Raw genomic sequence first — 25922 nt, forward strand, 5'->3', positions numbered from 1 at the left:
CCAAATATACTAATAATTGATAACAAATAGAATGCCATTTTAATAAAGTGTTTCATAAGCTAATTGGTTTAGTGGTTAATAGTATAGAGTACTTATTTAATTAAAAGGTTGGAATTGAAAATAAAAATAGTCAATTTCTTTCAAATATATAAATTAAACAAACATAACACAAATATGTGTTTATAATTTTTTATACTTTGTTTCAACTTTCCATCATGGAAATTGATGAGAAATTATTTATAATTAATTTTGGTAAAAGACTAAGAGAGATTAGGATTAGTAAAAATCTATCTCAAGAAATTGTTGCAAATGACTGTAATATTCCAATAAATCAAATAGGCAGAATTGAAAGAGCAGAAATAAATACTTCAATTATTACAATTTATAAAATTGCAAAAGCGTTAGATATTAAAATTCAAGACTTATTAAACTTTGAATAATACACAAAAAAAGCGTCAATCGAAAGATTGACGCTTTTAGTATAATAAAAATTAAGAATTTAGTCTCTTCCCAATTTGCTTAATAATCTTAAAAATTCAATGTATAACCAAACTAAAGTTATCATTAAACCCATTGCACCATACCATTCCATATATTTCGGCATTTTTTGTTCTGCACCTTTATCTATTTGATCAAAATCTAAAAATAAATTTAAAGATGCAATAATGATAACAAAAACACTAATACCAATACTTACATTAGAATTCCCATAATGTACTGGTTGAAAGCTTGAAAATATCATAGAAAAAATCCATGAACCTAAATAATAAACTGCAATTGCAACTGTAGCAGCAATTACAATAGATTTGAATTTTTCAGTAACTTTTACAATTTTATATTTGTAAAGACCTAAACATACTAAGAAAGTTACAAATGTTGCCGCAATCGCATTAATAACAATTCCAGGATATTGCATTTCAAAAATTGCAGAAATTCCTCCAATAAATAATCCCTCAAAAACAGCATAAGCTGGCGCTAAATAAGTAGAAAGGTGCGGTTTAAAAGTAGAAACTAATACTAAAATAAATCCAACAATTGCTCCGCCAATGGCAAATACCATTAAATTATTTGGATTAGTTGACATATTCCAAATTAAACTTGCTGATGCAACTAAAAGCAATAATAAAATAAAACTTTTATTAATTGTACCAGAAACTGTCATTGTATCGGTATAATCAATTGCGCGAGTTTCATAAGAACTTGTGCCTACAGATGAAGTATTTGTGAACGATTTTGTTCTAAAAAAGGGATTTTTTGATTCCATAAATTTGTTTTTTTTGATTATCAAATATAGTTTTTATTTTGTTAAAAATAAAAAGCACTGTAAAATTAATTAGAATAATTAAACAATGCTTTGTTTTTTATTTTTTTTTAACTTAAACGACTTCCTTATTCTATTTCAGAAATTCTAAGTGTATTTACCATTCCTTTATTGGCAACTGGCATTGCAGCTAAGTTTATTAACATATCGCCTTTTTTAACAAAACCATTGTCTTTTGCAATTTGATTAATATCTTCTACAGTATCGTCTGTGCTAACAAATTTATCATAGAAAAAAGCATTTACACCCCAAAGCAAATTCAGTTGTGTAAGTATTCTTCTGTTAGAGGTATACACTAAAATATGAGCTGATGGACGCCAAGCCGAAATTTGAAAAGCAGTATAACCACTATTAGTTAAAGTAGAAATTGCTTTAGCTTTAATATCATTAGCCATTGTAGCTGCGTGATAACAAATAGATTTTGTAATAAATCGTTTGGTTCTGACAGTTGGCGGATTTTGAGGAACATTTATTAAAGAAGAGTCTTCTACAGCTTCAATAATTTGTGTCATTTTTTCTATAACTTGAACTGGATAATTTCCAACAGAAGTTTCTCCACTTAACATCACTGCATCTGCACCATCCATAACAGAGTTGGCAACATCATTTACTTCGGCACGAGTTGGTGTTAAACTTGTAATCATAGTTTCCATCATTTGTGTTGCCACAATTACTGGAATTCTTGCTGTTTTAGCTCTAAGAATTAATTTTTTCTGAATTAAAGGAACTTCGTGCGCCGGAATTTCAACTCCTAAATCGCCACGAGCAACCATTAATCCATCGCAATAAGCTACAATTTTATCTATATTTTCTACTGCTTCTGGTTTTTCAATTTTGGCAACTATCGGAATTTTATGATCAGAATGTTTTGCAATTAAATCTTGCAATTCCATTAAATCTTCTGGAGTTCTAACAAAGGATAACGCAATCCAATCTACATCTTTCCCAATGGCATAAATGGCATCTTTAATGTCTTTTTTAGTCAAAGCAGGAAGCGAAACCTTAGTGTTTGGCAAATTCACTCCTTTTTTAGATTTTAATGGTCCACCTTGAATTACTTTACAAACAACTTCTGTAGTTCTGTTAGTTTCTATGGCTTCAAACATTAATTTTCCGTCGTCTAATAAGATTTTTTCACCTGGATTTACATCTCTAGGAAATTCCTTGTAGTTCATATAAACTCTGCTTGCAGTTCCAGGAACATCTTCGGCAGTTTGAAATGTTATAATATCGCCAGGATTAACAACTACGTCTTCTTTCATTACACCAACTCTAAGTTTTGGACCTTGTAAATCGGCAAGAATTGCGGTTGTGTAACCAAACTCTTTGTTTAATCCTCTAATAATGTCAATTCTTTCAGAAACATCATCATAATCTGCATGTGAAAAATTTATTCTAAATACATTTACTCCTGCATCAATCATATCTTTTATCACTTCTCTAGAACTACATGCTGGTCCAAGAGTTGCTACAATTTTCGTCTTTTTATTTGTTGGCATTGGTCTTAAAAAATTAAATTATCTTTAGATTTTATATCGTTTTTATCAACGGAATACACCATTGCTATTTTGTCAATTGTATTGATTTTAGAAACAAATTCTGAAATTTCTAATGCTTTTTTTTCGCTTTCTATTTTCAGAAAAAAATTCACTTTTTTATATTCTGGTAATAAATAAGTTGCTAATGAAAATGATGCTTTAGAATTGGAAAATAAATCTCTTACTAACTCATTTTTTTTGCTTTCAACAACATTTTTATTTTCTATTAAATCCCAAAATATTAAATTATCTTCATCTTCATAATGAAATCTAGCAAAATGTGTTTCTCCTTGTTTTACTTTAACGTGCAAATCTTTAGTGCATTTTTTCAAATTTACAGGAAGTTGCTGATTGATAAAATAAGCCAATCTATAATCTTCTAATGTGGTATGAATTGCAATTAAATGATAGTCAACTTCGTTAATTTCTTCCAAAAAAGTTTTAATTGTAGAAGCCATTTTATGTTAAAATAAGATGTAAATATAAGATTTATCAGAAACAAAACACCAAAGAAAAGTAAGATTAACGTTAATTTGTAAACGAAAACGATGTAGTATTTAAGAATTTGAATTATTTACTGTTAATTTTTTCTTGAAATGCAAAATAAGCACGTTTTGCTGCAATTTCTTCTGCCTTCTTTTTGGATGTTGCTCTAGACTTTGCAATTACTTTTTCGTCAATGCTTAATTTTACTCCAAAATAGCGTTGACCATCGTTTCCATTATCGTCAAAAACATCAAAAAAGAATTGTTTTTTCTCTTTTTGACACCATTCTATAACCAAACTTTTATAGCTGATAACTTTTCCTTCTAGTTTTGCAATATCTACATAAGGAGAAATTACTCTTTTATGAATAAATTTATCGCAAGCTGTATAACCTTTATCAAGAAAAATTGCGCCAACTAATGCTTCAAAAATATTGCCGTGAATGTTTTCGCCAAAGTGTTGTACTTGTACTTTACTTTCAACAAATTTTATTAAATCTAAATCTTTTCCAAGCTCGTTTAAATGTTCTCTACTTACTATTTTAGAACGCATTTTGGTTAAATAACCTTCATCACCTGTAGGAACTTCATTATATAAAAAAGCAGCAATTGATGAACTCAAAATAGAATCGCCAAGAAATTCTAATCGTTCATAATTCATAGGAAATCCTTCATCGTCAAGTTTATTAGTTGATCGATGCGTAAATGCTTTTTCGTAGATTTTAATATTGGCAGGAGTAAAGCCAACAATTTTTTTAATAGTTTCAAAAAAAATCCCAACTTCTTCAGTCTGGGATTTTCTAGAAAAAATTCTTTTTATAATTCGCATACTTTTTTATGCTTCAAATTTTTTAAATAATACGCAAGCATTGTGTCCGCCAAAGCCAAAAGTATTACTCATGGCAACATTTATTTCTCTTTTTTGAGGAACATTTAATGTAAGGTTAAGTGAAGGATCTATGTTTTCATCTACAACTGTATGATTTATTGTAGGTGGAACAACTCCATATTTCATAGCCAGTATTGATGCTATTGCTTCAATTGCACCAGCAGCACCAAGTAAATGACCAGTCATAGATTTGGTAGAATTAATATTTATATTTTTAGCGTGACTGCCAAAAACGTGACTAATTGCTTTTAATTCTGCAACATCGCCAAGTGGAGTTGAAGTTCCGTGAGTGTTGATATGATCTACTTGTTCTGGTTTCATTCCTGCATCGCGCAACGTATTTTCCATAACTGCAATTACACCAATTCCTTCTGGATGTGGCGCAGTTAAATGATAAGCATCAGACGACATTCCGCCACCACCAATTTCACAATATATAGTCGCACCACGAGCTTTTGCGTGTTCGTATTCTTCCAAAACTAAAGCACCAGAACCTTCGCCAAGTACAAATCCGTCACGAGTTGCATCAAATGGTCTTGAAGCAGTTTCTGGACTTTCATTTCTTGTTGATAATGCGTGCATAGAATTAAAACCTCCCATTCCAGCAATGGTAACAGCAGCTTCACTTCCGCCAGTTATAATTACATCACACATTCCTAGTCTAATATAATTAAAAGCGTCAATCATAGCATTGGCAGACGATGCACAAGCTGAAACGGTTGTGTAATTTGGTCCCATATATCCATTTCTCATAGAAATATGAGCTGGAGCAATATCGGCAATCATTTTAGGAATAAAAAATGGATTAAATTTTGGTGTTCCATCACCTTGTGCGTAATAAATAACTTCGTCTTGAAAAGTTTCTAATCCGCCAATTCCTGCACCCCAAATTACACCAATTCTATGTTTGTCAGAATTTTCTAAAGTTATTCCAGCATCTTTTATTGCTTCATCACTTGCAGCGACTGCATATTGAGCAAACTTATCCAATCTTCTAGATTCTTTGCGATCCATATATGCTTCAATATTGAAGTTTTTTATTTCGCAAGCAAACTTAGTTTTGTGTTTTGTTGTATCGTAATAAGTAATTGGAGCTGCACCACTTTTACCGTTTATTAAACTGTCCCAATATTCTTTTATAGAATTACCAATAGGAGTTATTGCTCCAAGACCAGTTACAACTACGCGTTTTAAATGCATATATTTTTTTTTAAAATTCTTTTAAAATAATAATACCCGTGTATCCTTTATGTGATATTCATTAAAGAGACAAGGGTATTTTCAATATAATGTGATTGAAAATTCAATCAAAAATAATTCATTTTTTTTACAAATGCTAAAAAAATAATAAAAACCCACATACAATAAATGTTTGTGGGTTTATAGATTTATTATTTTTTAGCTTCCTCGATGTAAGAAATAGCTTGACCAACAGTAGCAATGTTTTCTGCTTGATCGTCTGGAATTTGAATATCAAATTCTTTTTCGAACTCCATAATTAGCTCAACAGTGTCTAATGAATCTGCTCCTAAATCATTTGTGAAGCTTGCTTCTAATACAACTTCGTTTTCGTCAACGCCTAATTTGTCTACGATAATCGCTTTAACTCTTGATGCAATGTCTGACATAATCTTTAATTTTAAATTTTAATTGTTGGCAAAAATAAAAAACTTTATTTTAAAACCACCTATTAGTTAATAAATATGACCACGAATTTAAAAAAATATTTTAACATTGACTCCTTTTATATTATTTATTATCATTTATTATTCTTTTTTTTGCGTAAATAAATTACAGGATAAATGCAAAAGATAGTGCTTTTCGCTTCTGGATCGGGTTCTAATGCCGAAAAAATCATAAAACACTTTGATAAAAAAAGTAATGTGAACGTAATCGGAATCATCACTAACAATCCTAATGCCAAAGTGTTAGATATTGCAAAAAAATATTCAATTTCTTCAAAAATAATTTCCAAACAACAATTAGAACAACAAGAATTAGTAGATTATTTACTTAATTTACAACCTAATTTAATAGTCCTTGCCGGATTTTTACTTAAATTTCCCAAATCAATTATAGAAAAATTTCCAAATAAAATAATTAATATTCATCCAGCATTATTGCCAAAATATGGTGGAAAAGGAATGTATGGAATTAATGTTCACAAAGCAGTTTTAGAAAATAACGAAATCGAAACCGGAATTACAATTCATTATGTAAATGAAAATTATGACGAAGGTGAATTTATTTTTCAAAAAGTAATAAATATTGAAAATTGTAAAACTGCTGAAGAAATTGCGGATAAAGTTCTAGAATTGGAACATTTGTATTTTTCTGAGGTGATTGAAAATTTAATTTTAAAACTATGAAAACAAAGTTAATTGTACTTTTTATTTTTATATCTCTTTTTAATGGTTATAGTCAAAAACGATTTGAAGCAAAAAAACTTGGCTTTTCAATTGATGTTCCTAAAGATTGGATTGCAGTTGAAAATGACGAAATTTTAAAAAATTTAAACAGTTACGATTTTACTCAGGAACAATTGGATGAACTCTTAAAGTCTTATAATTCATCAGTAAATCTAGCAAGTTTTACTAAGTACGATTCAAAAAAAGTTAGTGGAATAATTCCAACAATAAAAATTAGAACAAATAAAAATGAAACAAATAATAGCAAAGATTTTTTAAAATTTGTTTCAAACTCTACTGAAAGTGCAAAAAAATCATTATCAAATTTTAAATTTATTGATAGTCCTGTAATTATTAAAATATCTAATTTAGATGTAATAAAATTTTCGGTTCAATTTACACTCAATAATGGAGGCAAAGAATATGAAATTGTTAGTAACAGTTGTTATATTCCTAAAAACGGATATTATATTTCTTTAAATTTTATTGAAGAGTTTAATAAAGAAGATAATAAATTGTTTTTTGAAGAATTAATTAAAAGTATTGTTCTAACAAATTAATTATTTTGAATCAACATCAAGTTCACATATACACAGATGGCGCAGCCAAAGGAAATCCTGGAAATGGTGGTTATGGCGTTGTTATGGAACTTGTTGGCACACCACACAAAAAAGAATTTTACGAAGGTTTTAGATTAACAACTAACAATAGAATGGAACTATTGGCAGTTATCGTTGGTTTAGAAAAGCTAAAAAATCTTGATATGAAAGTCTTGGTAATCTCCGATTCTAAATATGTTGTAGATTCTGTAGAGAAAAAATGGGTTTTAGGTTGGGAAAAAAAAGCATTCCCAGGCAGAAAAAATTCAGATTTATGGAAACGTTTCTTAAAGATTTATCGAAAACATCAAGTAGATTTTAAATGGATAAAAGGTCACAACAATCATCCACAAAATGAACGATGCGATGAATTGGCGGTTTATGCTTCTGGTTTACCAAATTTATCTGTTGATGCTTTTTATGAAAAGGAAGAGAAAAAGTTGTTTTAGTTTTATTTATTACATACTTTTACTTTGAATTTTATACTTTTTATTATGACAGATACAACATTAAAATATGTAAGCGATAAATTAAAAAAATTGCCTGATAATTTGATAGAGGAGGTCGAAAACTATATTGATTTTTTACAATATAAGCATTCTCAAGTATCAAATGAAATTCCTCAATGGCATAAAGATGAAGTTTTAAAACGCATTGCAATTAATGAAAAACCACTAGATGCATTTGAAATGATTGATAATTTAGACAGTTAATTAATGCTAAATTACAAAATAATTGCAGATCCAAAAGTAAAGTATGATTTAAAAGAAGCGCGTGATTTTTTAAATTCAAGAAGAAAAGGATTTGGAAATAAATTCTTATCAGAATACAGAATTACTTTAAAATATTTGCAGAAAAACCCAAATTTTCAAATCAGATATAATGAAATTCATTGTCTTCCAATGAAAACATTCAAATATATGATTCATTTTAAAATTGATGAAGAAAATAAAAGCATTCATATTTTTGCCTTACTATCAACATATTTAAATCCTGATAAAAATTGGATTAGATAAAATTGATGCTTTTTATGAAAAGGAAGAGGAGAAGTTGTTTTAAGCACGATTTTTGTACATTTGTATTTACTAATTAATAAATATATGGTTACTGTAAAAATAAAGGAAAACAGCAAACAAGCTAAATTGTTTTTAGACTATATTAAAACACTGTCTTTTGTAGAATTTGTAGATTCAAATTCTAATATTAAAACAACTATTCCAACAATGGATGAAATTGTCGCAGAAACTAGAAAATCTAGAACTAAAATTGCAAAATCTTATAATGCAAAGAAGTAGTTATGTACTAGACACAAATATTTGGATAAGTGCAATTATTTCAAACTCTTTTTATGATCTTGCAAAAATTATATTAGATCATAACCTCAAAATTTTTATTTGTCCTGAAATGATTTTAGAACTTGAAGACGTATTAAAGCGTTCCAAATTCAAAAAATACTTAAAAAACACTATCCCATTTTATATTTCAGAAATCCAAAAAATTTGTATTCTAGAATTTTCAGAAACAAAATATAACGAAGCGCCAGATAAAGATGATAATTATCTTTACGATATTTGTATTGAAACAAAAAGCATTTTGGTTACTGGTGATAAATTATTGTTAACTTACATTTCTAATCCTTTAGTGATTACTATTTCAAGGAATGATTTTTTTAAATTAATTTCAAGATTATAATTCCATTTTAAACTTTTAAACTAAAAACCTATCTTTGCACCTTTAATTTGAAACACAAATAATGAACAAACTTTTAATAGTAGGAACGGTTGCATTTGATGCTATCGAAACACCTTTTGGAAAAACAGATAAAATACTTGGTGGCGCAGGAACATATATTGGTCTTTCGGCTTCACATTTTAACTTACAATCGGCAATAGTTTCTGTTGTTGGAGACGATTTTCCTCAAGAATATTTAGATTTGCTAACCTCAAGAAACATTGATATTTCTGGTTTAGAAATTGTAAAAGGTGGAAAAACCTTCTTTTGGAGCGGAAAATACCACAACGATTTAAATACAAGAGATACTTTGGCAACAGAGCTAAATGTTCTTGCCGATTTTAATCCAGTTGTACCTCAAAATTTTAAAAATGCCGATGTTGTAATGCTAGGAAACTTGCATCCAATAGTACAAAGTGGTGTTCTTGATCAAATGGAAACCAAACCTAAATTAATTGTACTAGACACAATGAACTTTTGGATGGATTGCGCCTTGCCAGAATTATTAGACGTAATAAAACGTGTAGACGTAATTACAATTAATGATGAAGAAGCACGTCAGTTATCTGGAGAATATTCTCTTGTAAAAGCGGCAGCAAAAATTCATACAATGGGTCCAAAATATGTGGTAATAAAAAAAGGAGAACATGGCGCATTATTATTTCATAATAAAGAAGTGTTTTTTGCACCAGCATTACCATTAGAAGAAGTTTTTGACCCAACTGGCGCAGGAGATACTTTTGCTGGAGGTTTTGCAGGATTTATAACCCAAAGCGAAAATGTTTCATTTGAAAATATGAAAAAAGCTATAATTCACGGTTCAAACCTAGCTTCTTTTTGTGTAGAAAAATTTGGAACAGAAAGAATGTTGAACCTTAAAAAAGAAGAGGTTCAAGAAAGATTAAAACAATTTAAAGCGTTAACACAATTTGATATAGAAATTGAATAAATTTATGCCTCGAAATTTTCGGGGCTTTTTTTATTTTAAAAAATTCAATCCATTAAGATGTTAAGAAAAATTATTACTTAATGAATCTTAATATCTTAATGGTTTAAGAAATAATTGACTGTTTAACAATATAATTTAATTAAAACAACACAATGAGCGACGCAATCAAACACGAATGTGGAATAGCTTTTTTAAGATTGCTAAAACCGTTAGAGTTCTATAAAGAAAAATACGGTTCAGCTTTCTATGGAATACAAAAAATGTATCTCTTAATGGAAAAGCAACACAATCGTGGTCAAGATGGTGCAGGTTTTGCTTCAATTAAATTGGATGTTGAACCTGGCGAAAGATACATTAGTAGAGTTAGATCTAACGATGCACAACCCATTCAAGATGTTTTTAAGCAAATAAACGATCGCATTAACGAAGATATGACTTCGCATCCAGAATATGCAGATAATGTTGCACTTCAAAAAGCAAATATTCCATACATAGGCGAATTGTTTCTTGGTCACGTTCGTTATGGAACTTTTGGAAAAAACAGTATAGAAAGTGTACATCCGTTTTTACGTCAAAATAATTGGATGCATAGAAATCTAATTATTGCAGGAAATTTTAATATGACTAATGTTACAGAGCTTTTTAATAGCTTAATTGAACTGGGTCAACATCCTAAAGAAATGGCTGATACAGTTACAGTTATGGAAAAAATAGGACATTTTCTAGACGATGAAGTAACCGAATTGTATCAAGAATGTAAAAATAACGGATTGTCTAAAAGAGAAGCATCACCAATAATTGCCGAAAAATTAGATATTACCAAAATTTTAAAACGCGCTTCTCGTGGTTGGGATGGCGGTTATGCAATGGCAGGATTATTTGGTCACGGCGATGCATTTGTTTTTCGTGATCCTGCAGGAATTCGTCCAGCATATTTTTATCAAGATGACGAAATTGTAGTTGTAGCTTCAGAAAGACCAGTTATTCAAACCGTTTTTAATGTAGATTTTGATAAAGTGCAAGAATTGCAACCAGGAAACGCATTAATAATTAAAAAAAACGGAAAGGTTACCGAAGAAGAAATTAGTACTCCAACAATAAAAAAAGCATGTTCGTTTGAAAGAATTTATTTTTCTCGCGGAAGCGATGCCGAAATTTATCAAGAACGTAAATTATTAGGAAAATTAATTCTACCAGCTGTTCTTGAAGCAATTGAAGAAGATACAGACAACACAGTTTTCTCATACATTCCAAATACTGCAGAAACTTCTTTTTACGGAATGGTAGAAGCGGCTCAAGATTTTTTAAACGAAAGAAAGAATCAATTTATTCTTAACAATAGAAATAAATTAACCAAAGACTCACTTCAAGAATTATTATCAGTAAAAATTAGAACCGAAAAAATTGCAATAAAAGATGCCAAACTAAGAACTTTTATTACCGATGATAAAAATAGAGACGAACTTGTTGCACACGTTTATGATGTAACTTATGGTGTAATAAAACCAACAGATAATTTAGTAATTATTGATGATAGTATTGTTCGTGGTACAACTTTAAAAATGAGTATTATCAAAATGATGGATCGTTTAAATCCTAAACGTATAGTTGTTGTTTCATCTGCGCCACAAATTCGTTATCCAGATTGCTACGGAATTGATATGGCAAAACTAGAAGGTTTGGTAGCTTTTCAAGCAGCAATTGCACTTTTAAAAGAACGAAATTTGTATCATATTGTAGAAGAAGTTTATAAAAGTTGCAAGCTTCAAGAAAACGTAAAAGATTCAGAAGCAGTAAATTATGTTACTAAAATATATTCGTCATTTAGCGATATGGAAATATCAGATAAAATATCAGAATTACTAACAACTCCAAGTGTAAAAGCTACGGTAAAAATCATATTTCAAACGGTTGATAACTTGCATATCGCTTGTCCCAAAAATCTTGGCGATTGGTACTTTACTGGCGATTATCCAACACCAGGAGGAAATCGTGTAGTTAATCGAGCTTTTATGAATTTTTACGAAGGTAAAGACGCCAGAGCATACTAATTAAATGTTAATTTGTGCATTTCGTCGATTATTCAAGTTAATCAACAATTATATTTCATCTCATCTAATTAACCTACTATATTTGGCAAACCATAGCATTAGTAGGTTAAGTTTATGGTAGATTTGGGGCAAAAAAGGTGAAAGCAATTTCACCTTTTTTAATTTACTTACTTTTAAGTTTTTATTTTATTAATAAACCTATAATTAGCTTCGAAAATTATTTTAAACTTTTCAGCATCAAAATTATTTTTTCTTCTTAAAAAATAAATCTATTCCTTTTTTAACTTTAATTGCAGTTATTTTCAGTATATTATGTTAAGTAATTGTAAAAAACAAATAATTTATGTAGTTCGTCGATTATTTTAGTTATTCAACAATTATATTATTATTTACGTAGAAGTTATTCTACATTTGTTCCACCATAGCATTAGTAGGTTAAGTTTATGGTAGATTTGGGGCAAAAAAGGTGAAAGTAATTTCACCTTTTTTATTTTTACACCATTGATAAAGTGTCATTCATCCTTCGTTTAACACTATTTTACTCTCATTTGACCACATTAGCAATATAATTACACATCAACTAGTAAATTATGGTTAGGATTATTAAATTTGTGACTTCATAAATTTGATAGGTTAAATTTATGATAGATTTGGGGCAAAAAGACGTTCGCCTTGGTGAACGTCTTTTTAAAATTCACACAAAATAAAAATCCGTTAAGTATTAAAACTTAACGGATTTTATAATTTATTTCAAATCATTTATTTACTCACAGCATATCTTCTAGAAACTTCTGTCCAATTAATTACATTAAAAAAAGCTTCAATATAATCGGGTCTTCTGTTTTGATAATTCAAGTAGTAAGCATGTTCCCAAACATCCATACCTAAAATTGGAGTTCCACCACAACCCACTTCTGGCATTAACGGATTGTCTTGATTTGGAGTTCCACACACATCAAGTTCGCCACCTTTTTTAACACAAAGCCAAGCCCAACCACTTCCAAATTGAGTTGCGCCAGCTTTAGCAAATTTTGCTTTAAATTCGTCAAAACTTTTAAAATCTCTTTCAATTGCCTCTAGCAATTCTCCAGTTGGTAAACCACCACCATCAGCACTCATTATTGTCCAAAACAAATTATGATTGTAAAAACCACCACCATTATTTCTAACAGCAGCATTTTTTTTATCAAGATTTATTAAAATATTTTCAATAGTTAAACCAGCAAGATCTGTACCTTCAACAGCAACATTTAAGTTAGTTGTATATGCGTTATGATGTTTTGTATGATGAATTTCCATCGTTCTAGCATCAATATTTGGTTCCAAAGCATCGTAAGCATAAGGTAATTTTGGTAATTCAAAAGCCATAATATATATTTTTAAAGATTAATTATTTATTTGAATTCAAAGTTATAAATTTAACTTTACAAAAAGTTACACAATTACGTTATAATTTTATTAAATAGTTATTTAAAAGCCAATCCAGCATTCCATTGCAAGTTTGTGTGTAAAATTATTTTTTTCTAAGACCAAAAATGTGCTTCCTGTGGTCGCAATCTATGGTCAAGAAAAAATATAATTTTCCTTCACAAAGCTTTCCATTACATTCTGGGCTAGCACAATCGCAGCAATAATGAACTTTAATTTACAACCATCACATCTCAACAATCAGTTAGTAAAACTACTTCCGTTACAAGAAAATCATTTTGAACAACTCTATAAAATTGCTTCAGATGAACTTATATGGCAACAACATCCCAATCCGAATCGCTATAAAAAAGAAGTTTTTCAAACCTATTTTAGTGGCGCAATACAATCTAAAGGCGCATTTCTACTACAAGATTCACAAACTAGTGAAATTATAGGAAGTACAAGATTTTACGATTATAACGAAGAAAAAAGTGAAGTATTAATAGGTTACACTTTCATTGCAAGAAAATATTGGGGAACAATTTACAACCAAGAAATAAAAAATTTAATGATCAATTATGCATTTCAATATGTAAACAACATTTTTTTTCACATTGGCGCCAACAACATACGATCACAAAAAGCCATAACCAAACTCGGAGCAATAAAAATTAACGAATTTCTAGTAGAATATTATGGCGAAGAAACCAAATTGAATTATATTTATAAAATTTCTAAACCGTTATCCTAAAAGGTTTTTTTTAAACCTGTTAGGTATAAAAATTGGAATAAATTAAGAATTATTGTAATTAAAACGTCCATCAATTTGTGATAATTTGAGAAATTTGTGGTAAAAACATTTAAAATCAATACCTAATAAGTTAAAAAAATTATAATGAAAATATTAAATGATTTTTTTTCAGTTATTGGAGTTTTATTAGCATTTTTATTAATATTCTCAGTTTACAATTGCAAGAAACAAGACAATTTTTACAATAATCAAAAACTAGGAGTTAATATTGATGATTTTAAAAAAACATGGGAAAATCCAGATAAAGAAATTTATTATAAAAATGAAATTATTTTATTTTACGATAATAAATTAAATTTTGGTGACACGTATGTATTTAAATTTGATTTAAAGACAAAAAATCTATCCGATAAATTCTACGATGATTAAAACTAGTGAAATTAAAACGTCCATCAATTTGTGATAATTTGAGAAATTTGTGGTAAAAAAACATTTAAAATCAATACCTAACAGGTTAAAAAAAACCGGATAGAATATAATAAAATTAATAAAATTCGCGATAAATCACAATTTGTGATAATTTGAGAAATTTGTGGCAAAAACATTTAAATCAATACCTAACAGGTTAAAAAAAACCTGTTAGGATAAAAAATCAAATCAATAAAAATTAGTGAAAACTAGTGAAATTAGTGTGAAAAAGAAATAGTTTATGACAAAACCAGCATTTTCAATATACGACGCATCAGCAGGATCAGGAAAAACCTATACATTGGTAAAAGAATACCTAAAAATTATTCTATTATCAAGTAAAAACGATGCCTACAGAAACATACTTGCCATAACGTTTACTAATAAAGCAGTTCACGAAATGAAAAGTCGTGTTGTAGAAAGTCTATCAGAATTTGCCAAAGAAAATCCATCCGAAAAAGCATTACAATTAATGCAGAATATTAAACAGGAAACCAATTTAAGCATCCAAACCATAAAAGAAAAATCGCAAGCGATAATTAAAAATTTAATTCACAATTATGCAGCTTTCGATATTTCTACTATCGATAAATTCACACACAAAGTAATTCGCGCCTTTGCACACGATTTAAATTTACCCATAACATTTGAAGTTTCTTTAGACACAGAAAATCTTTTAACAGAAGCTGTAGACGCATTAATTGCTCAAGCTGGCGAAGACAAAGAACTAACCAATTTACTTGTAGATTATACTTTAGAAAAAACCAACGACGATAAAAGTTGGGATATTTCTAGAGAAATAATGGAAACTGGACGATTAATTTTAAATGAAAACAACAGAGAAGAAATTACTCATTTTCACGATAAATCTATTGCTGAGTTTGTTGCAATAAAAACTAAACTTACTAAACTTTGCGAAGAATTAGAACAAGAAAGCATCACATTTGCAACTCAAGCATTACAATTAATTGAAGATAAAGGAATTGATGTAAAATCGTTTTCTGGAGGATATTTTCCTAAACATTTGGTAAATATTCAAGAAAAAAAATACAATTCTAGCAATAAAACCTATCACGAAGTTGACGATATAAAAATCAATAAAACTGCCAAAGACAAAGAAGTAATAGAAAGTATAATTCCAGAATTGCTTTCTATTTTGTCTAAAACATATTCAATTCTGCAAAAAAAGAGTTTTTACGAAGCATTTTTAAAAAATATCACGCCACTTTCACTACTAAATACAGTAAGTAACGAATTGGCAAAAATTCAAAAAGAACAAAATATTCTTTCCATTTCAGAGTTTAATAAACTTATAAATGAGCAAATTCAAAACCAACCAGCGCCTTTTATTTATGAACGTTTGGGCGAAAAATACAAGCATTTTTTTATTGATGAATTTCAAGACACGTCAGAAATGCAATGGCAAAATTTAATTCCATTAATAGACAATTCTCTTGCCAGCGAAGATTTATCTGGCGAACAAGGAAGTTTACTTTTGGTTGGCGATCCAAAACAATCTATTTACCGTTGGCGTGGTGGAAAAGCAGAGCAATTTATAGCATTAACCAAAGAAAACGTAAATCCGTTTTCTAATAAAGACAAGAAATTATTTTCTCTAGAAACCAATTACCGCAGTTATTCAGAAGTAATAGATTTTAACAATAATTTTTTCAATTTTCTTTCTAATGAGTTTTCAAATTTAGATTATAATGATTTGTATAAAAATCATAGTCATCAAAAAATGAATTCTAAAATTGGAGGTTATGTTAGTATTTCTTTCATTCCAAAAATTGAAAAAATTGATGCTTTTGAAGAAGAAAATTTAGACAAAAATGACTTGTATTTATTGGCAACTTTAAATAAAATTTTGCAAATAAAAAGCACAGGTTTTAATAACAAAGACATTGTAATTTTAACTCGTAAAAAAGCACACGGAACAGCAATTGCTAACTATTTAACCGAGAAAGGAATTCCAATTTTATCTTCAGAAAGTTTAATGCTTGGCGCATCATCTGATGTAAAAAGTATTATTTATATATTGCGATATTTAAAAAACAATTCTGATTTAGAATCTAAAGCAAATTTTCTTTATTATTTAGCCAAAAATCATCAAGAAAAACTTCCAATTCACGATTTTATTTTTCAAGGAATGGAATGTAAAAACGAAGTAGAATTTCAAGTTTGGTTGCTTCAATATGATATAGATTTTTCTTTTAAAAACATTAGAAAAAAATCACTTTATGAAGCTGTTGAAATTATTATTTTTAAAATAATTTTACTAAAAAATAGAAATGCTTACATTCAATTTTTCTTAGATTTAATTCTAGAACACGATTTAAAAAAGCAAGCAGGAATTTCAGATTTTTTATATTATTGGGATAATAATTCGCATAAATTAAGCATTCCATCGCCAGAAGGAAATGATGCTGTTCGAATTATGACCATTCATAAATCTAAAGGTTTAGAATTTCCAGTAGTTATTTTTCCGTTTGCAGAAGAAGATTATACCAAAGCGCCAAAACAAAAAATGTGGATAAATGCCGATGAAGAAATTATTGGTTTGCCAAAAGTTTTAGTAGATAAAAGCAGTAAAGTAGAAGAATATGGTGAAGAAGCATCGCTAATTTATAACGAGAAAAAACAAGAAGATTTATTAGACAATACTAATATTTTGTATGTTGCATTAACTCGTGCAGAAGAACAATTGCATATTATTTCTGGTTTAGTTTCTAAGAATAAAGACGGAAATTACCCTAATAATATGGCTTCATTTTTTATAAAATTTTTAGAAGATAAAGGTTTTGACGAAAACCAGTTAGAATATGAGTTTGGATCATCAGTTAAATTATCTGAAACTAAAGAAGAAATTGATACTACAGAAATTGTTCCTCAACTTGAATCAACTTTAAATCCTAAAAACATAAAAATTGCCCAACGAGAAAGTGTAATGTGGAACACTCAACAACAAAAAGCAATTGAATACGGAACTATTTTGCACGAAATTCTATCTTTTATAGAAACTAAAAACGATATAGATTTAGCCATTACAAAAGCAATAGAAAACGGATTAATAGTAACATCACAAAAAGCAGAAGTTTTAAAAACTAGTATTGAAATTGTAAATCATAAAGAATTAGAATTATTTTTTTCAAAAGAAAATAAAATCCTAAATGAAAAAACAATTATTCAAAAAGAAGGAACTATTGTAAAACCAGACAAAATAGTGCTTACAAAAGACAACGAAGTTTATTTATTAGATTATAAAACAGGAGTTCATCAACCAAAATATAAGATTCAATTAGAAAATTATCAAAATGCTATAGAAAAAATGGGTTATAAAGTTGTTAAAAAATCACTCATATATATAGGAGACGAAATTGAAGTTGTAAATTTGTAAAAAATAGATGGAAGTTGGAAGATGGAAGTTTGAAGCGTGAAGATGAATTAAAAGTTAAAAATATAATATTTACATTTAAATAATTAATAATTAAATACGCAACACTGAGTGCCTTTAAAAAACTTAGCGACTTAGTGTCTTAGCGGCAAAACTAAAATATATGTACGGAAAAATTCAACAACACCTGCAAAACGAATTAAACACAATAGAACAAAACGGAATTTTCAAGAAAGAACGCGTAATAACTTCACCTCAAGGTGCAGAAATTATAGTAAATGGAGAAACTGTTTTAAATTTTTGTGCTAATAATTATTTAGGATTATCATCTCATCCAGAAGTGGTTCAAGCTGCGAAAGACGCTTTAGATTCTCACGGTTTCGGAATGTCATCAGTGAGATTTATTTGTGGAACTCAAGATATTCATAAAACATTAGAAAAAAAGATTGCCGAATTTTATGGAACAGAAGACACCATTTTATATGCAGCAGCATTTGATGCCAATGGTGGCGTTTTTGAACCATTATTGGGAGAAGAAGATTGTATAATTTCAGATTCTTTAAACCACGCATCTATTATTGATGGTGTTCGTTTGTGTAAAGCTGCACGTTATCGTTATGAAAATTCCAATATGGAAGATTTAGAACAACAATTAATAAAAGCAACTGCCGAAAACAGAAGATTTAAATTAATTGTAACCGATGGCGTTTTCTCTATGGATGGCTTAGTTGCTCCATTAGATAAAATTTGTGATTTAGCAGATAAATACGATGCTTTAGTAATGGTAGACGAATGCCACGCAACAGGTTTTATTGGTGCAACAGGTAAAGGAACACCAGAAGCAAAAGGTGTAATGGGAAGAGTAGACATAATTACAGGAACATTAGGAAAAGCACTTGGTGGAGCAATGGGTGGATATACCACAGCCAAAAAAGAAATCGTAGAAATTTTACGACAACGCTCAAGACCTTATTTGTTCTCAAATTCACTTGCGCCAGCAATTGTTGGAGCATCAATTAAAGTTTTTGAACTGTTAGAAAAAGACACTTCGTTGCGAGATAAACTAAAATGGAATACTAATTATTTTAAAGAAGGTTTACGAAAAGCTGGTTTCGATTTCATAGATGGAGATTCTGCAATTGTTCCTGTAATGCTCTATGATGCAAAGCTTTCGCAAACAATGGCAGATGAATTATTGAAAAAAGGTATCTATGTAATTGGATTCTTTTTTCCAGTTGTTCCTAAAGATAAAGCTCGAATTAGAGTGCAATTATCTGCGGCACATTCTAAAGATCATTTAGACAAAGCAATAGCAGCATTTACAGAAGTTGGCAAGAATTTACACGTTATACAATCCATCTAAAAACTTGTAAAAGTTTATGGAATTGTTATATAATTACCATATTTTAACATTTTCATTTTGATAATTCATTTATACGTATTACTTTTGTCTCATTATATCTATATAATCTAACAAAATTAAGTATGAAACATCTTAACAAAGTATTAGTTACTTTATTAATGTTTGCAGGATTAAGTTCTCAAGCACAAGACAGTAACAACAAATGGGCAATCTCATTTGGAGCAAACGCAGTAGACGGTGGCAGAGTAAGTGCCGCATCAAAAATTGAAGATCAATTTTCACAGTATTTCGACGCTAAAGCTTATTGGAGTATTATTCCTTCAGTATCAGCTTTATCAGTATCAAGATACGTAGGAGATAATTTCTCATTTGGTGTAACGGGTTCTGTTAACAAAATCAACAAAATTGTTGGTGAAAGATTAACTATTCCTGGAGATTATCCAGTTGTAAATCCTGGAGATTTAATGTATTATGGTGTTGATGGAGTTATTAAATATAGCTTTATGAATGCTTTAAAATCTAAAGTGCTTGATCCTTCTGCTCACATTGGTGGAGGTTATACTTTCTTAGGTGATGCTTCTGCAGGTACAGTAAATGGTGGTTTAGGTTTAACTTTATGGTTTACTGAGCAAGTTGGTTTATCATTAACTTCTACTTACAAACATTCATTTGATGATACAAGAACTCCTAATGTAGATGTTGCTACTCACATGCAACACTTTGCTGGTTTGACTTTCAAATTTGGTGCTTCTGATAAAGATGGCGACGGAATTTACGATAAAGATGATACTTGTCCAGAAGTTGCTGGTTTAAAAGAATTCAATGGTTGTCCTGATACTGATGGAGACGGAATTGAAGATAGTAAAGATTCTTGTCCAAACGAAGCTGGTTTAGCTGAGTTTCAAGGATGTCCAGATACAGATCAAGATGGTGTTGCTGATAAAGATGACGCTTGTGTTGACGTATTCGGTTTAAAATCATTAAACGGTTGTCCAGATGCTGATGGTGATGGTGTAACTGATAAATCTGACAAATGTCCAGATGTTAAAGGTCCAAAAGAAAACGCAGGTTGTCCTTGGCCAGATAGAGATGGAGATGGAGTTTATGACAAAGATGATAAATGTCCAGATGTTAAAGGTACAGTTGCAAACAAAGGTTGTCCTGAAGTTTCTGACGAAGTAATGAAAAAATTAAATGATTATGCTAAAACTATATTATTTGATTCAGGAAAATCTTCTTTCAAACAACAAACTTACCCAGTTTTAGAAGCTATTACAGCTATCTTAAAAGAATATCCTAACTCTAACTTCTCATTAGAAGGTCATACTGATAGTGATGGTAAAGATGCAGCTAACCAAACTTTGTCTGAAAACAGAGCTGGTGCAGTTAAAGATTATTTAATCGAAAAAGGAATTGCTTCTTCTAGATTATCATCTAAAGGTTTTGGAGAAACTATGCCAATAGATTCAAACAAAACTAAAGCTGGAAAAGCTAACAACAGAAGAACAGAAGTGAAATTAGTAAAATAATTTTTTCTAAAATATTTTTAAGAAACGTCTCGATTTATCGAGACGTTTTTTTATATTTATAAAATGGCAAATCAAACTTTTTTAAACAAGCTTTCGCAGAAATTAATCAACGATTATCCTACTTCTATTTCAGATTTAGTGATAATACTTCCTAATAAAAGAGCAAAAGTTTTTTTAATAGAAGAACTAAAAAACGAAATCACTAACACTATTTTTTCTCCAGAAATAGTTAGCATAGAAGATTTTGTTCAAGAAATTGCAGGAATTAGATCTATTGATAGTATCGAATTGTTATTTGAATTTTATACAGTTTATCTTTCTGTAACCGAAGTTTCCAAACAAGAAAATTTTGAAACCTTTGCCAATTGGGCAAAAACATTACTTCAAGATTTTAATGAAATAGACCGATATTTATTAGAACCAGATAAAATTTTAAAATATTTAGAGAATATTAAAGAAGTAGAACATTGGTCGGTTGATGCCGATAAAAGAACAAATTTAATAGATAATTATTTAGCATTTTGGAAATTATTACCAACTTATTATCATTCACTTTATAACTATTTATTAAATAAAGGAATTGGTTATCAAGGATTAATTTATCGCGAAGCAGTAAATAATTTAAATCATTTTTCAAATTCTACAGAAAACAAAACCTATATTTTTGCAGGTTTCAACGCATTGAATCAGGCAGAAGAAAAAATAGTTCAACATTTATTAGCCATTGATAAAGCCAAAATTTATTGGGATATTGATGAGGTTTTTCTTAAAGATTTTCAGCACGATGCAGGTTTATTTACAAGAAGATTTAAAAAAGATTGGTCGTATTATAAATCAAATCCTTTTGAATGGATAGCCAATGATTATTCTCAAGAAAAAAATATTCAAATTATTGGAACACCAAAATCTATCGGTCAAGCCAAAATTGTTGGCGATTTAATAGAGAAACATATCACTTCTAATTCAAACAATGAATTAAAAAAAGTTGCTGTAGTTCTTGGCGAAGAAACACTTTTAGTTCCAATTTTATATTCACTTCCTGCTAATGTTGATGCGCTAAACATTACAATGGGTTACTCTAGCAAGAACAATCCTGCACAAATTTTAATTGCTAAATTGTTTAAAACCCACACCAACGCCATTTCTAGAAACGCCAATAATTACGTTTTTTATTATAAAGATGTAATTGATATTCTAACGCATCCATTAATTGAACCTTACATAAACGCAAGTAATTTAGTATATGTAATTAATAAAAATAATTTTACATTTATTACTCATAAAAAGATTTTAGAATTACATTCTAATGGAAATGAATTATTCAATTTATTGTTTCAAAAATGGGATTCAACTTCACTAAATGTTCTAGAAAATGTTTCTCAAATTTTACTGCAAATAAAATCTAATCTTAATGGTGATAATGAAGAAGAGAAGATTACAAATGCCTTTGTATATTCAATTTTTAAAGTGGTTAATAAACTTATTTCCTATTATTCTAATAATCCTCATATTGATAAAATAGAAACGTTGCACGCCATTTATAAGCAAGTTATTGATGTTGCAGAAGTCTCATTTGAAGGCGAACCGTTAAATGGATTGCAAATAATGGGTGTTTTAGAAAGTAGAGTTTTAGATTTTGAAACCGTAATTATAACGTCTGTAAACGAAGGCAAATTTCCTGCAGGAAAAACCATGAATTCTTTTATTCCGTATGATGTAAAACGCGAATATGGATTGCCTACATACAAAGAAAAAGATGCAATTTATACGTATCATTTCTATCATTTGTTGCAACGAGCAAAAAATATTTATTTAATTTATAATACCGAAAGTGAAGGAATTGACGCTGGCGAAAAAAGTAGATTTATAACACAACTAGAAGTAGAAACTCAAGCCAATCACACCATTACTCATAGAATTTTTAATGCAAATGTTCCAGAAATTGCATACCAACCATTAAAGATTGAAAAGTCTGAAATGGTAATGCAACGCTTGAAAGAAATTGCCGAAAAAGGATTTTCGCCATCATCATTGACAACGTATATTAGAAATCCGATGCAATTTTATTTTCAACGAATTTTAAGAATTTCTGAAGTTGATGAAGTAGAAGAAAACATAGCTGTAAATACTCTTGGAACTATAATTCACGGAGCTTTAGAAGAATTATACAAGCCATTTATTGATAAATTTTTAACTACTCAAGATATAAAAAATTGTATTGATAAAATTGATGATGAAGTTTTAAAACAATTTAAAGAAGTTTATAAAGAAGGCGAAATTAAAAAAGGAAGAAATCTTCTAGCTTTTGAAGTTGCTAAAAGAAACGTGTTTAATTTCTTGAAATTAGAACTTGAAGCAATTGAAAGTGGCGATGCAATTAAAATTTTAGCGTTAGAACAAACCTTTGAAAGAAAACTAGAACATCCTGATTTACCTTTTCCAGTTTTAATAAAAGGAAACGTTGACAGAATAGAACTTCGCAACGGAAAAATTAGAATTATAGATTACAAAACAGGAAATGTTTTACAACCAAGTGTAACCTTAAAATCGTGGAATGGTTTAACACAAGACATAAAACAAGACAAAATAATTCAAGTTTTGGCGTATGCTTTTATGTATGAACAACACGCAAAAAACCTAGAAATTGAAGCCGGAATCATATCTTTCAAAAATTTAAAAAATGGTTTTTTACCGTTCACTTTCAAGCAAGATAAAGAAGCTTTAACAACTATATCTAAAGAAACGTTAGATAATTATATTGAGCAAATTGTTATTTTATTAAGTGAAATTTTGGATGAGAATATTGCTTTTGAAGAGAAAGTTTAACATTCTATTATAAAAGCGTTATAATTTAATTTGGACTAAATTTACTTTTCTTTACAAAAAAATACTATCAGAAAACTTTATAACATAGTTGAATTTTATAAGAATATCTTACCAGTAAATATAGCAATTTCTATATTTCCTTTCATTATTGGTGGTTTAGAAACATTTGAAGCAGTATTTTTATCAGTTGGATTTTTTATTAATATTTTGATAAAAGAATTAAATGCTATAAATGAATATTTGTTTTACAACAATAATAAAATTTCTAAAATTGAACTTTGGGTTTATTCTTATTTTTTAAATTTTATTGTTTTGATTATAATCGTTATTATTTATAATTTCATTAAACGATTATTTTAATGAAAAACACTTTAGAAATAGATAGTGTTCAAAAACATTTTGATAATAAAATGATTCTTTCTGACGTATACTTAAAATGTGAAACGACTGAAATTATTGGTTTACTAGGCAGAAATGGTTCTGGGAAATCAACATTATTAAAAATTGTTTTCGGAATTATTGATGCAGAATATAAATTTATAAGAGTTGATGGAATTGTAAAATTTAAAACAAGCCAATTATTTAAAGAGATTAGTTATTTGCCTCAAGATAATTTTATTCCAAATTCGTTTTCAGTAAAAAAAGCTATTAACTTATCAATTGAAAAATCAAATGTTGACGATTTTTATAATGATAAATTTATTCAAACTGTTAAAGATAAAAAAATCAATCAATTATCTGGTGGTGAATTACGCTTTTTAGAAATCAAATTAATACTTTTTAATCCTTCTAAATTTGCATTATTAGACGAACCTTACAATGGTTTATCGCCAATTATGATTGATGTAATTAATAAATTAATTCTTAAAAATTCAACTAGAAAAGGAATAATTATTACAGATCATAATTATGAAAATGTAATTAAAATTTCAACAAGATTAATTTTAATGAAAGATGGTAAAACGTTTCATTTAAAAGATAAAAACGAACTTATTGAAAAAGGATATTTAAAAGAAGGAATGATTTAAACTTTCTTTAAAAACTCCAATAAAACCAGCATCAATTTATCACGATTTTCAATATGACTCATATGTCCATCGTTTAAAGTATGCAATTTTACAGTTGTATTTTCTATTTGAGTAACATTTTCTTCAAAAATTAAAACTGGATCTTGTTTGCCAAGTACTAACAAAATAGGATAAGTAGCAAAATGCAAAATCACTTCTCTATCTTTTCTAATTTTCATTCCTTCAAGCGATGCAACAATTCCTTGTAATGGTGTTTTTAAAGCTTCGGTTTTTACATTTTCTATTTCATCAACTAGAATTGTTCTATTTTTTTCGCTGAATAAATTGGCAATACTCATTCTTACAAATGCAGTATAATTTTGTTTCACAGCTTTTATTGCTCTATCTCTGTTGGTTTTTCGCTCTTCAGAATCGGCACGAGAAGTAGAATTTAAAAGTACAATTCCTTTTACATTTTCTGGATGTAATTCGGCGAAAGCCAACGCCACATAACCACCCATTGAATGTCCAATAAAAACAATTTTTCTAATTTTTAAGTGTTGTAAAACTGCCATAACCACATCGGCATTTTCTTCCATTGAGTGAACATAACCTAAACATTCGGTTTCACCATGACCTAATAAATCAATTGTTATAACTCGGTTTTTTTTAGAAATTGCTACAACATAATCATTCCACATTGTTTTGTTTTCAAGAAAACCGTGCAATAAAACTACAGCAGTTCCTTTTCCTTGTTCTGTGTAGGAGATTTTAGTATTTTTGTAGAGCAAGGTTATCATAGTTGCAAAAATAGTTTTTAAGCTTCAATTTGCTAATGATTTTTTTATTTTATTCTAATTCAGTTTGTCATTCTGATTCCGAAGTTTCGGAAGAAGAATTCAAACAAAAATCGAGCACAAAAAATTTTTAGATTTGCTGAGATTCTTCCTTCGTCAGAATGACAAGTTTGCGGAGAGAAAACGTTTAATTTGACAAATAGTATTAATTAAATCGCAATTATTGTAATCTGAAAAATAAATAATAATTTCCACACAGTTTGTCATTCTGACGAAGGAAGAATCCCACCAAAACTTTAGAAAAAATGAAACCTATATTACTTGAGATTCTTCGTGCCTCAGAATGACAAGTTTGAGGATAAGAAAATTATAGATATTGATAATCTGTATTAATTGAAATAAATTT

General features: G+C 28.9%; 25 protein-coding genes. 17 read left to right on the top strand and 8 right to left on the bottom strand.

Features of this window, described 5'->3' with window-relative positions:
* The first annotated feature begins 215 nt into the window (after nt 1-215).
* Nucleotides 216-440: a helix-turn-helix domain-containing protein gene (locus tag ACH2BC_RS03695; RefSeq protein WP_395052636.1), complete on the top strand. Its 225-nt coding sequence runs from the start codon at nt 216-218 to the stop codon at nt 438-440.
* 59 nt (nt 441-499) lie between these two features.
* Here the strand turns inward: ACH2BC_RS03695 and ACH2BC_RS03700 are convergent, their stop codons facing one another.
* From ACH2BC_RS03700 to ACH2BC_RS03725, 6 genes are all read right to left on the bottom strand, one after another.
* Entirely contained in the window at nt 500-1264 is a 765-nt protein-coding gene (locus ACH2BC_RS03700; RefSeq protein ID WP_395052637.1) for a Bax inhibitor-1/YccA family protein, read from the bottom strand.
* Between the two features lie 125 nt (nt 1265-1389).
* The gene (gene pyk, locus ACH2BC_RS03705; protein WP_395052638.1) at nt 1390-2820 is read right to left on the bottom strand and encodes a pyruvate kinase; all 1431 of its coding nucleotides are present in this window, start codon (nt 2818-2820) and stop codon (nt 1390-1392) included.
* Between the two features lie 5 nt (nt 2821-2825).
* Nucleotides 2826-3317, bottom strand: coding sequence for an IPExxxVDY family protein (locus ACH2BC_RS03710; RefSeq protein ID WP_395052639.1), 492 nt, complete (start codon nt 3315-3317; stop codon nt 2826-2828).
* A 112-nt stretch (nt 3318-3429) separates the two neighbouring features.
* The gene (gene rnc / locus ACH2BC_RS03715) at nt 3430-4173 is read right to left on the bottom strand and encodes a ribonuclease III (protein WP_395052640.1); all 744 of its coding nucleotides are present in this window, start codon (nt 4171-4173) and stop codon (nt 3430-3432) included.
* Between the two features lie 6 nt (nt 4174-4179).
* The gene (gene fabF, locus ACH2BC_RS03720; RefSeq protein ID WP_395052641.1) at nt 4180-5433 is read right to left on the bottom strand and encodes a beta-ketoacyl-ACP synthase II; all 1254 of its coding nucleotides are present in this window, start codon (nt 5431-5433) and stop codon (nt 4180-4182) included.
* A 191-nt stretch (nt 5434-5624) separates the two neighbouring features.
* Entirely contained in the window at nt 5625-5861 is a 237-nt protein-coding gene (locus ACH2BC_RS03725; protein ID WP_014082856.1) for an acyl carrier protein, read from the bottom strand.
* A gap of 174 nt (nt 5862-6035) precedes the next feature.
* Here ACH2BC_RS03725 and ACH2BC_RS03730 point away from each other — a divergent pair, with 174 nt between their 5' ends.
* The 9 genes from ACH2BC_RS03730 (at nt 6036) to ACH2BC_RS03770 (ending at nt 11971) form a co-directional block, all read left to right on the top strand.
* Nucleotides 6036-6602, top strand: coding sequence for a phosphoribosylglycinamide formyltransferase (locus ACH2BC_RS03730; protein WP_395052642.1), 567 nt, complete (start codon nt 6036-6038; stop codon nt 6600-6602).
* Nucleotides 6599-7201: a hypothetical protein gene (locus ACH2BC_RS03735; protein ID WP_395052643.1), complete on the top strand. Its 603-nt coding sequence runs from the start codon at nt 6599-6601 to the stop codon at nt 7199-7201. Before ACH2BC_RS03730 ends, ACH2BC_RS03735 begins: the two co-directional genes overlap by 4 nt.
* Before the next feature lie 5 nt (nt 7202-7206).
* Nucleotides 7207-7689: a ribonuclease HI gene (gene rnhA / locus ACH2BC_RS03740; protein ID WP_395052644.1), complete on the top strand. Its 483-nt coding sequence runs from the start codon at nt 7207-7209 to the stop codon at nt 7687-7689.
* Nucleotides 7690-7734: 45 nt separating this feature from the next.
* Nucleotides 7735-7953 (top strand): DUF2281 domain-containing protein, encoded by a 219-nt coding sequence (locus ACH2BC_RS03745; RefSeq protein WP_395052645.1) that lies wholly within the window; start codon nt 7735-7737, stop codon nt 7951-7953.
* Between the two features lie 3 nt (nt 7954-7956).
* Nucleotides 7957-8256 (top strand): hypothetical protein, encoded by a 300-nt coding sequence (locus ACH2BC_RS03750; RefSeq protein WP_395052646.1) that lies wholly within the window; start codon nt 7957-7959, stop codon nt 8254-8256.
* Between the two features lie 84 nt (nt 8257-8340).
* Nucleotides 8341-8535, top strand: coding sequence for a hypothetical protein (locus ACH2BC_RS03755; protein ID WP_395052647.1), 195 nt, complete (start codon nt 8341-8343; stop codon nt 8533-8535).
* On the top strand, nt 8507-8932 hold the full coding sequence (locus ACH2BC_RS03760; RefSeq protein WP_395052648.1) for a putative toxin-antitoxin system toxin component, PIN family: 426 nt from the start codon (nt 8507-8509) through the stop codon (nt 8930-8932). The genes ACH2BC_RS03755 and ACH2BC_RS03760 overlap by 29 nt, the downstream gene beginning before the upstream one ends.
* 61 nt (nt 8933-8993) lie before the next feature.
* Nucleotides 8994-9920, top strand: coding sequence for a PfkB family carbohydrate kinase (locus ACH2BC_RS03765; protein ID WP_395052649.1), 927 nt, complete (start codon nt 8994-8996; stop codon nt 9918-9920).
* A 152-nt stretch (nt 9921-10072) separates the two neighbouring features.
* Complete coding sequence (locus tag ACH2BC_RS03770; protein WP_395052650.1) at nt 10073-11971, top strand: amidophosphoribosyltransferase; 1899 nt, start codon at nt 10073-10075, stop codon at nt 11969-11971.
* A gap of 759 nt (nt 11972-12730) precedes the next feature.
* On the opposite strand, the gene ACH2BC_RS03775 is transcribed toward ACH2BC_RS03770, so the two are convergent.
* A complete protein-coding gene (locus ACH2BC_RS03775; protein WP_395052651.1) occupies nt 12731-13339 on the bottom strand; it encodes a superoxide dismutase in 609 nt (202 codons plus the stop codon).
* 265 nt (nt 13340-13604) lie between these two features.
* Between ACH2BC_RS03775 and ACH2BC_RS03780 the strand changes: the two genes are divergently transcribed.
* From ACH2BC_RS03780 to ACH2BC_RS03810, 7 genes are all read left to right on the top strand, one after another.
* Nucleotides 13605-14132, top strand: a complete 528-nt coding sequence (locus tag ACH2BC_RS03780; RefSeq protein WP_395052652.1) for a GNAT family N-acetyltransferase — start codon at nt 13605-13607, stop codon at nt 14130-14132.
* Nucleotides 14133-14276: 144 nt separating this feature from the next.
* Nucleotides 14277-14561 carry a hypothetical protein gene (locus tag ACH2BC_RS03785; RefSeq protein WP_395052653.1) on the top strand — a complete coding sequence of 95 codons (285 nt, stop codon included), beginning with the start codon at nt 14277-14279 and terminating at the stop codon, nt 14559-14561.
* A 280-nt stretch (nt 14562-14841) separates the two neighbouring features.
* Nucleotides 14842-17997 carry a UvrD-helicase domain-containing protein gene (locus tag ACH2BC_RS03790; RefSeq protein ID WP_395052654.1) on the top strand — a complete coding sequence of 1052 codons (3156 nt, stop codon included), beginning with the start codon at nt 14842-14844 and terminating at the stop codon, nt 17995-17997.
* A 160-nt stretch (nt 17998-18157) separates the two neighbouring features.
* A complete protein-coding gene (kbl, locus tag ACH2BC_RS03795) occupies nt 18158-19357 on the top strand; it encodes a glycine C-acetyltransferase (protein ID WP_395052655.1) in 1200 nt (399 codons plus the stop codon).
* A gap of 122 nt (nt 19358-19479) precedes the next feature.
* Entirely contained in the window at nt 19480-20886 is a 1407-nt protein-coding gene (locus ACH2BC_RS03800) for an OmpA family protein (RefSeq protein ID WP_395052656.1), read from the top strand.
* A gap of 63 nt (nt 20887-20949) precedes the next feature.
* Nucleotides 20950-23712, top strand: coding sequence for a PD-(D/E)XK nuclease family protein (locus tag ACH2BC_RS03805; protein WP_395052657.1), 2763 nt, complete (start codon nt 20950-20952; stop codon nt 23710-23712).
* Nucleotides 23713-24071: 359 nt separating this feature from the next.
* Nucleotides 24072-24740, top strand: a complete 669-nt coding sequence (locus ACH2BC_RS03810; protein ID WP_395052658.1) for an ATP-binding cassette domain-containing protein — start codon at nt 24072-24074, stop codon at nt 24738-24740.
* Here ACH2BC_RS03810 and ACH2BC_RS03815 read toward each other — a convergent pair.
* The gene (locus ACH2BC_RS03815; RefSeq protein WP_395052659.1) at nt 24737-25519 is read right to left on the bottom strand and encodes an alpha/beta fold hydrolase; all 783 of its coding nucleotides are present in this window, start codon (nt 25517-25519) and stop codon (nt 24737-24739) included. The two genes, ACH2BC_RS03810 and ACH2BC_RS03815, sit on opposite strands and share 4 nt — an antisense overlap.
* Nucleotides 25520-25922 lie beyond the last annotated feature (403 nt).

This window comes from Flavobacterium sp. (assembly GCF_043760115.1).
Lineage (GTDB): Bacteria > Bacteroidota > Bacteroidia > Flavobacteriales > Flavobacteriaceae > Flavobacterium.

What these genes read in the sequence shown, in the direction of transcription:
- ACH2BC_RS03695 (WP_395052636.1), top strand. Translation starts at nt 216, where the DNA reads ATGGAAATTGATGAGAAATTATTTATAATTAATTTTGGTAAAAGACTA.
- ACH2BC_RS03700 (WP_395052637.1), bottom strand. Translation starts at nt 1,264, where the DNA reads ATGGAATCAAAAAATCCCTTTTTTAGAACAAAATCGTTCACAAATACT.
- pyk (WP_395052638.1), bottom strand. Translation starts at nt 2,820, where the DNA reads ATGCCAACAAATAAAAAGACGAAAATTGTAGCAACTCTTGGACCAGCA.
- ACH2BC_RS03710 (WP_395052639.1), bottom strand. Translation starts at nt 3,317, where the DNA reads ATGGCTTCTACAATTAAAACTTTTTTGGAAGAAATTAACGAAGTTGAC.
- rnc (WP_395052640.1), bottom strand. Translation starts at nt 4,173, where the DNA reads ATGCGAATTATAAAAAGAATTTTTTCTAGAAAATCCCAGACTGAAGAA.
- fabF (WP_395052641.1), bottom strand. Translation starts at nt 5,433, where the DNA reads ATGCATTTAAAACGCGTAGTTGTAACTGGTCTTGGAGCAATAACTCCT.
- ACH2BC_RS03725 (WP_014082856.1), bottom strand. Translation starts at nt 5,861, where the DNA reads ATGTCAGACATTGCATCAAGAGTTAAAGCGATTATCGTAGACAAATTA.
- ACH2BC_RS03730 (WP_395052642.1), top strand. Translation starts at nt 6,036, where the DNA reads ATGCAAAAGATAGTGCTTTTCGCTTCTGGATCGGGTTCTAATGCCGAA.
- ACH2BC_RS03735 (WP_395052643.1), top strand. Translation starts at nt 6,599, where the DNA reads ATGAAAACAAAGTTAATTGTACTTTTTATTTTTATATCTCTTTTTAAT.
- ACH2BC_RS03745 (WP_395052645.1), top strand. Translation starts at nt 7,735, where the DNA reads ATGACAGATACAACATTAAAATATGTAAGCGATAAATTAAAAAAATTG.
- ACH2BC_RS03750 (WP_395052646.1), top strand. Translation starts at nt 7,957, where the DNA reads ATGCTAAATTACAAAATAATTGCAGATCCAAAAGTAAAGTATGATTTA.
- ACH2BC_RS03755 (WP_395052647.1), top strand. Translation starts at nt 8,341, where the DNA reads ATGGTTACTGTAAAAATAAAGGAAAACAGCAAACAAGCTAAATTGTTT.
- ACH2BC_RS03765 (WP_395052649.1), top strand. Translation starts at nt 8,994, where the DNA reads ATGAACAAACTTTTAATAGTAGGAACGGTTGCATTTGATGCTATCGAA.
- ACH2BC_RS03770 (WP_395052650.1), top strand. Translation starts at nt 10,073, where the DNA reads ATGAGCGACGCAATCAAACACGAATGTGGAATAGCTTTTTTAAGATTG.
- ACH2BC_RS03775 (WP_395052651.1), bottom strand. Translation starts at nt 13,339, where the DNA reads ATGGCTTTTGAATTACCAAAATTACCTTATGCTTACGATGCTTTGGAA.
- ACH2BC_RS03780 (WP_395052652.1), top strand. Translation starts at nt 13,605, where the DNA reads ATGAACTTTAATTTACAACCATCACATCTCAACAATCAGTTAGTAAAA.
- ACH2BC_RS03785 (WP_395052653.1), top strand. Translation starts at nt 14,277, where the DNA reads ATGAAAATATTAAATGATTTTTTTTCAGTTATTGGAGTTTTATTAGCA.
- ACH2BC_RS03790 (WP_395052654.1), top strand. Translation starts at nt 14,842, where the DNA reads ATGACAAAACCAGCATTTTCAATATACGACGCATCAGCAGGATCAGGA.
- kbl (WP_395052655.1), top strand. Translation starts at nt 18,158, where the DNA reads ATGTACGGAAAAATTCAACAACACCTGCAAAACGAATTAAACACAATA.
- ACH2BC_RS03800 (WP_395052656.1), top strand. Translation starts at nt 19,480, where the DNA reads ATGAAACATCTTAACAAAGTATTAGTTACTTTATTAATGTTTGCAGGA.
- ACH2BC_RS03805 (WP_395052657.1), top strand. Translation starts at nt 20,950, where the DNA reads ATGGCAAATCAAACTTTTTTAAACAAGCTTTCGCAGAAATTAATCAAC.
- ACH2BC_RS03810 (WP_395052658.1), top strand. Translation starts at nt 24,072, where the DNA reads ATGAAAAACACTTTAGAAATAGATAGTGTTCAAAAACATTTTGATAAT.
- ACH2BC_RS03815 (WP_395052659.1), bottom strand. Translation starts at nt 25,519, where the DNA reads ATGATAACCTTGCTCTACAAAAATACTAAAATCTCCTACACAGAACAA.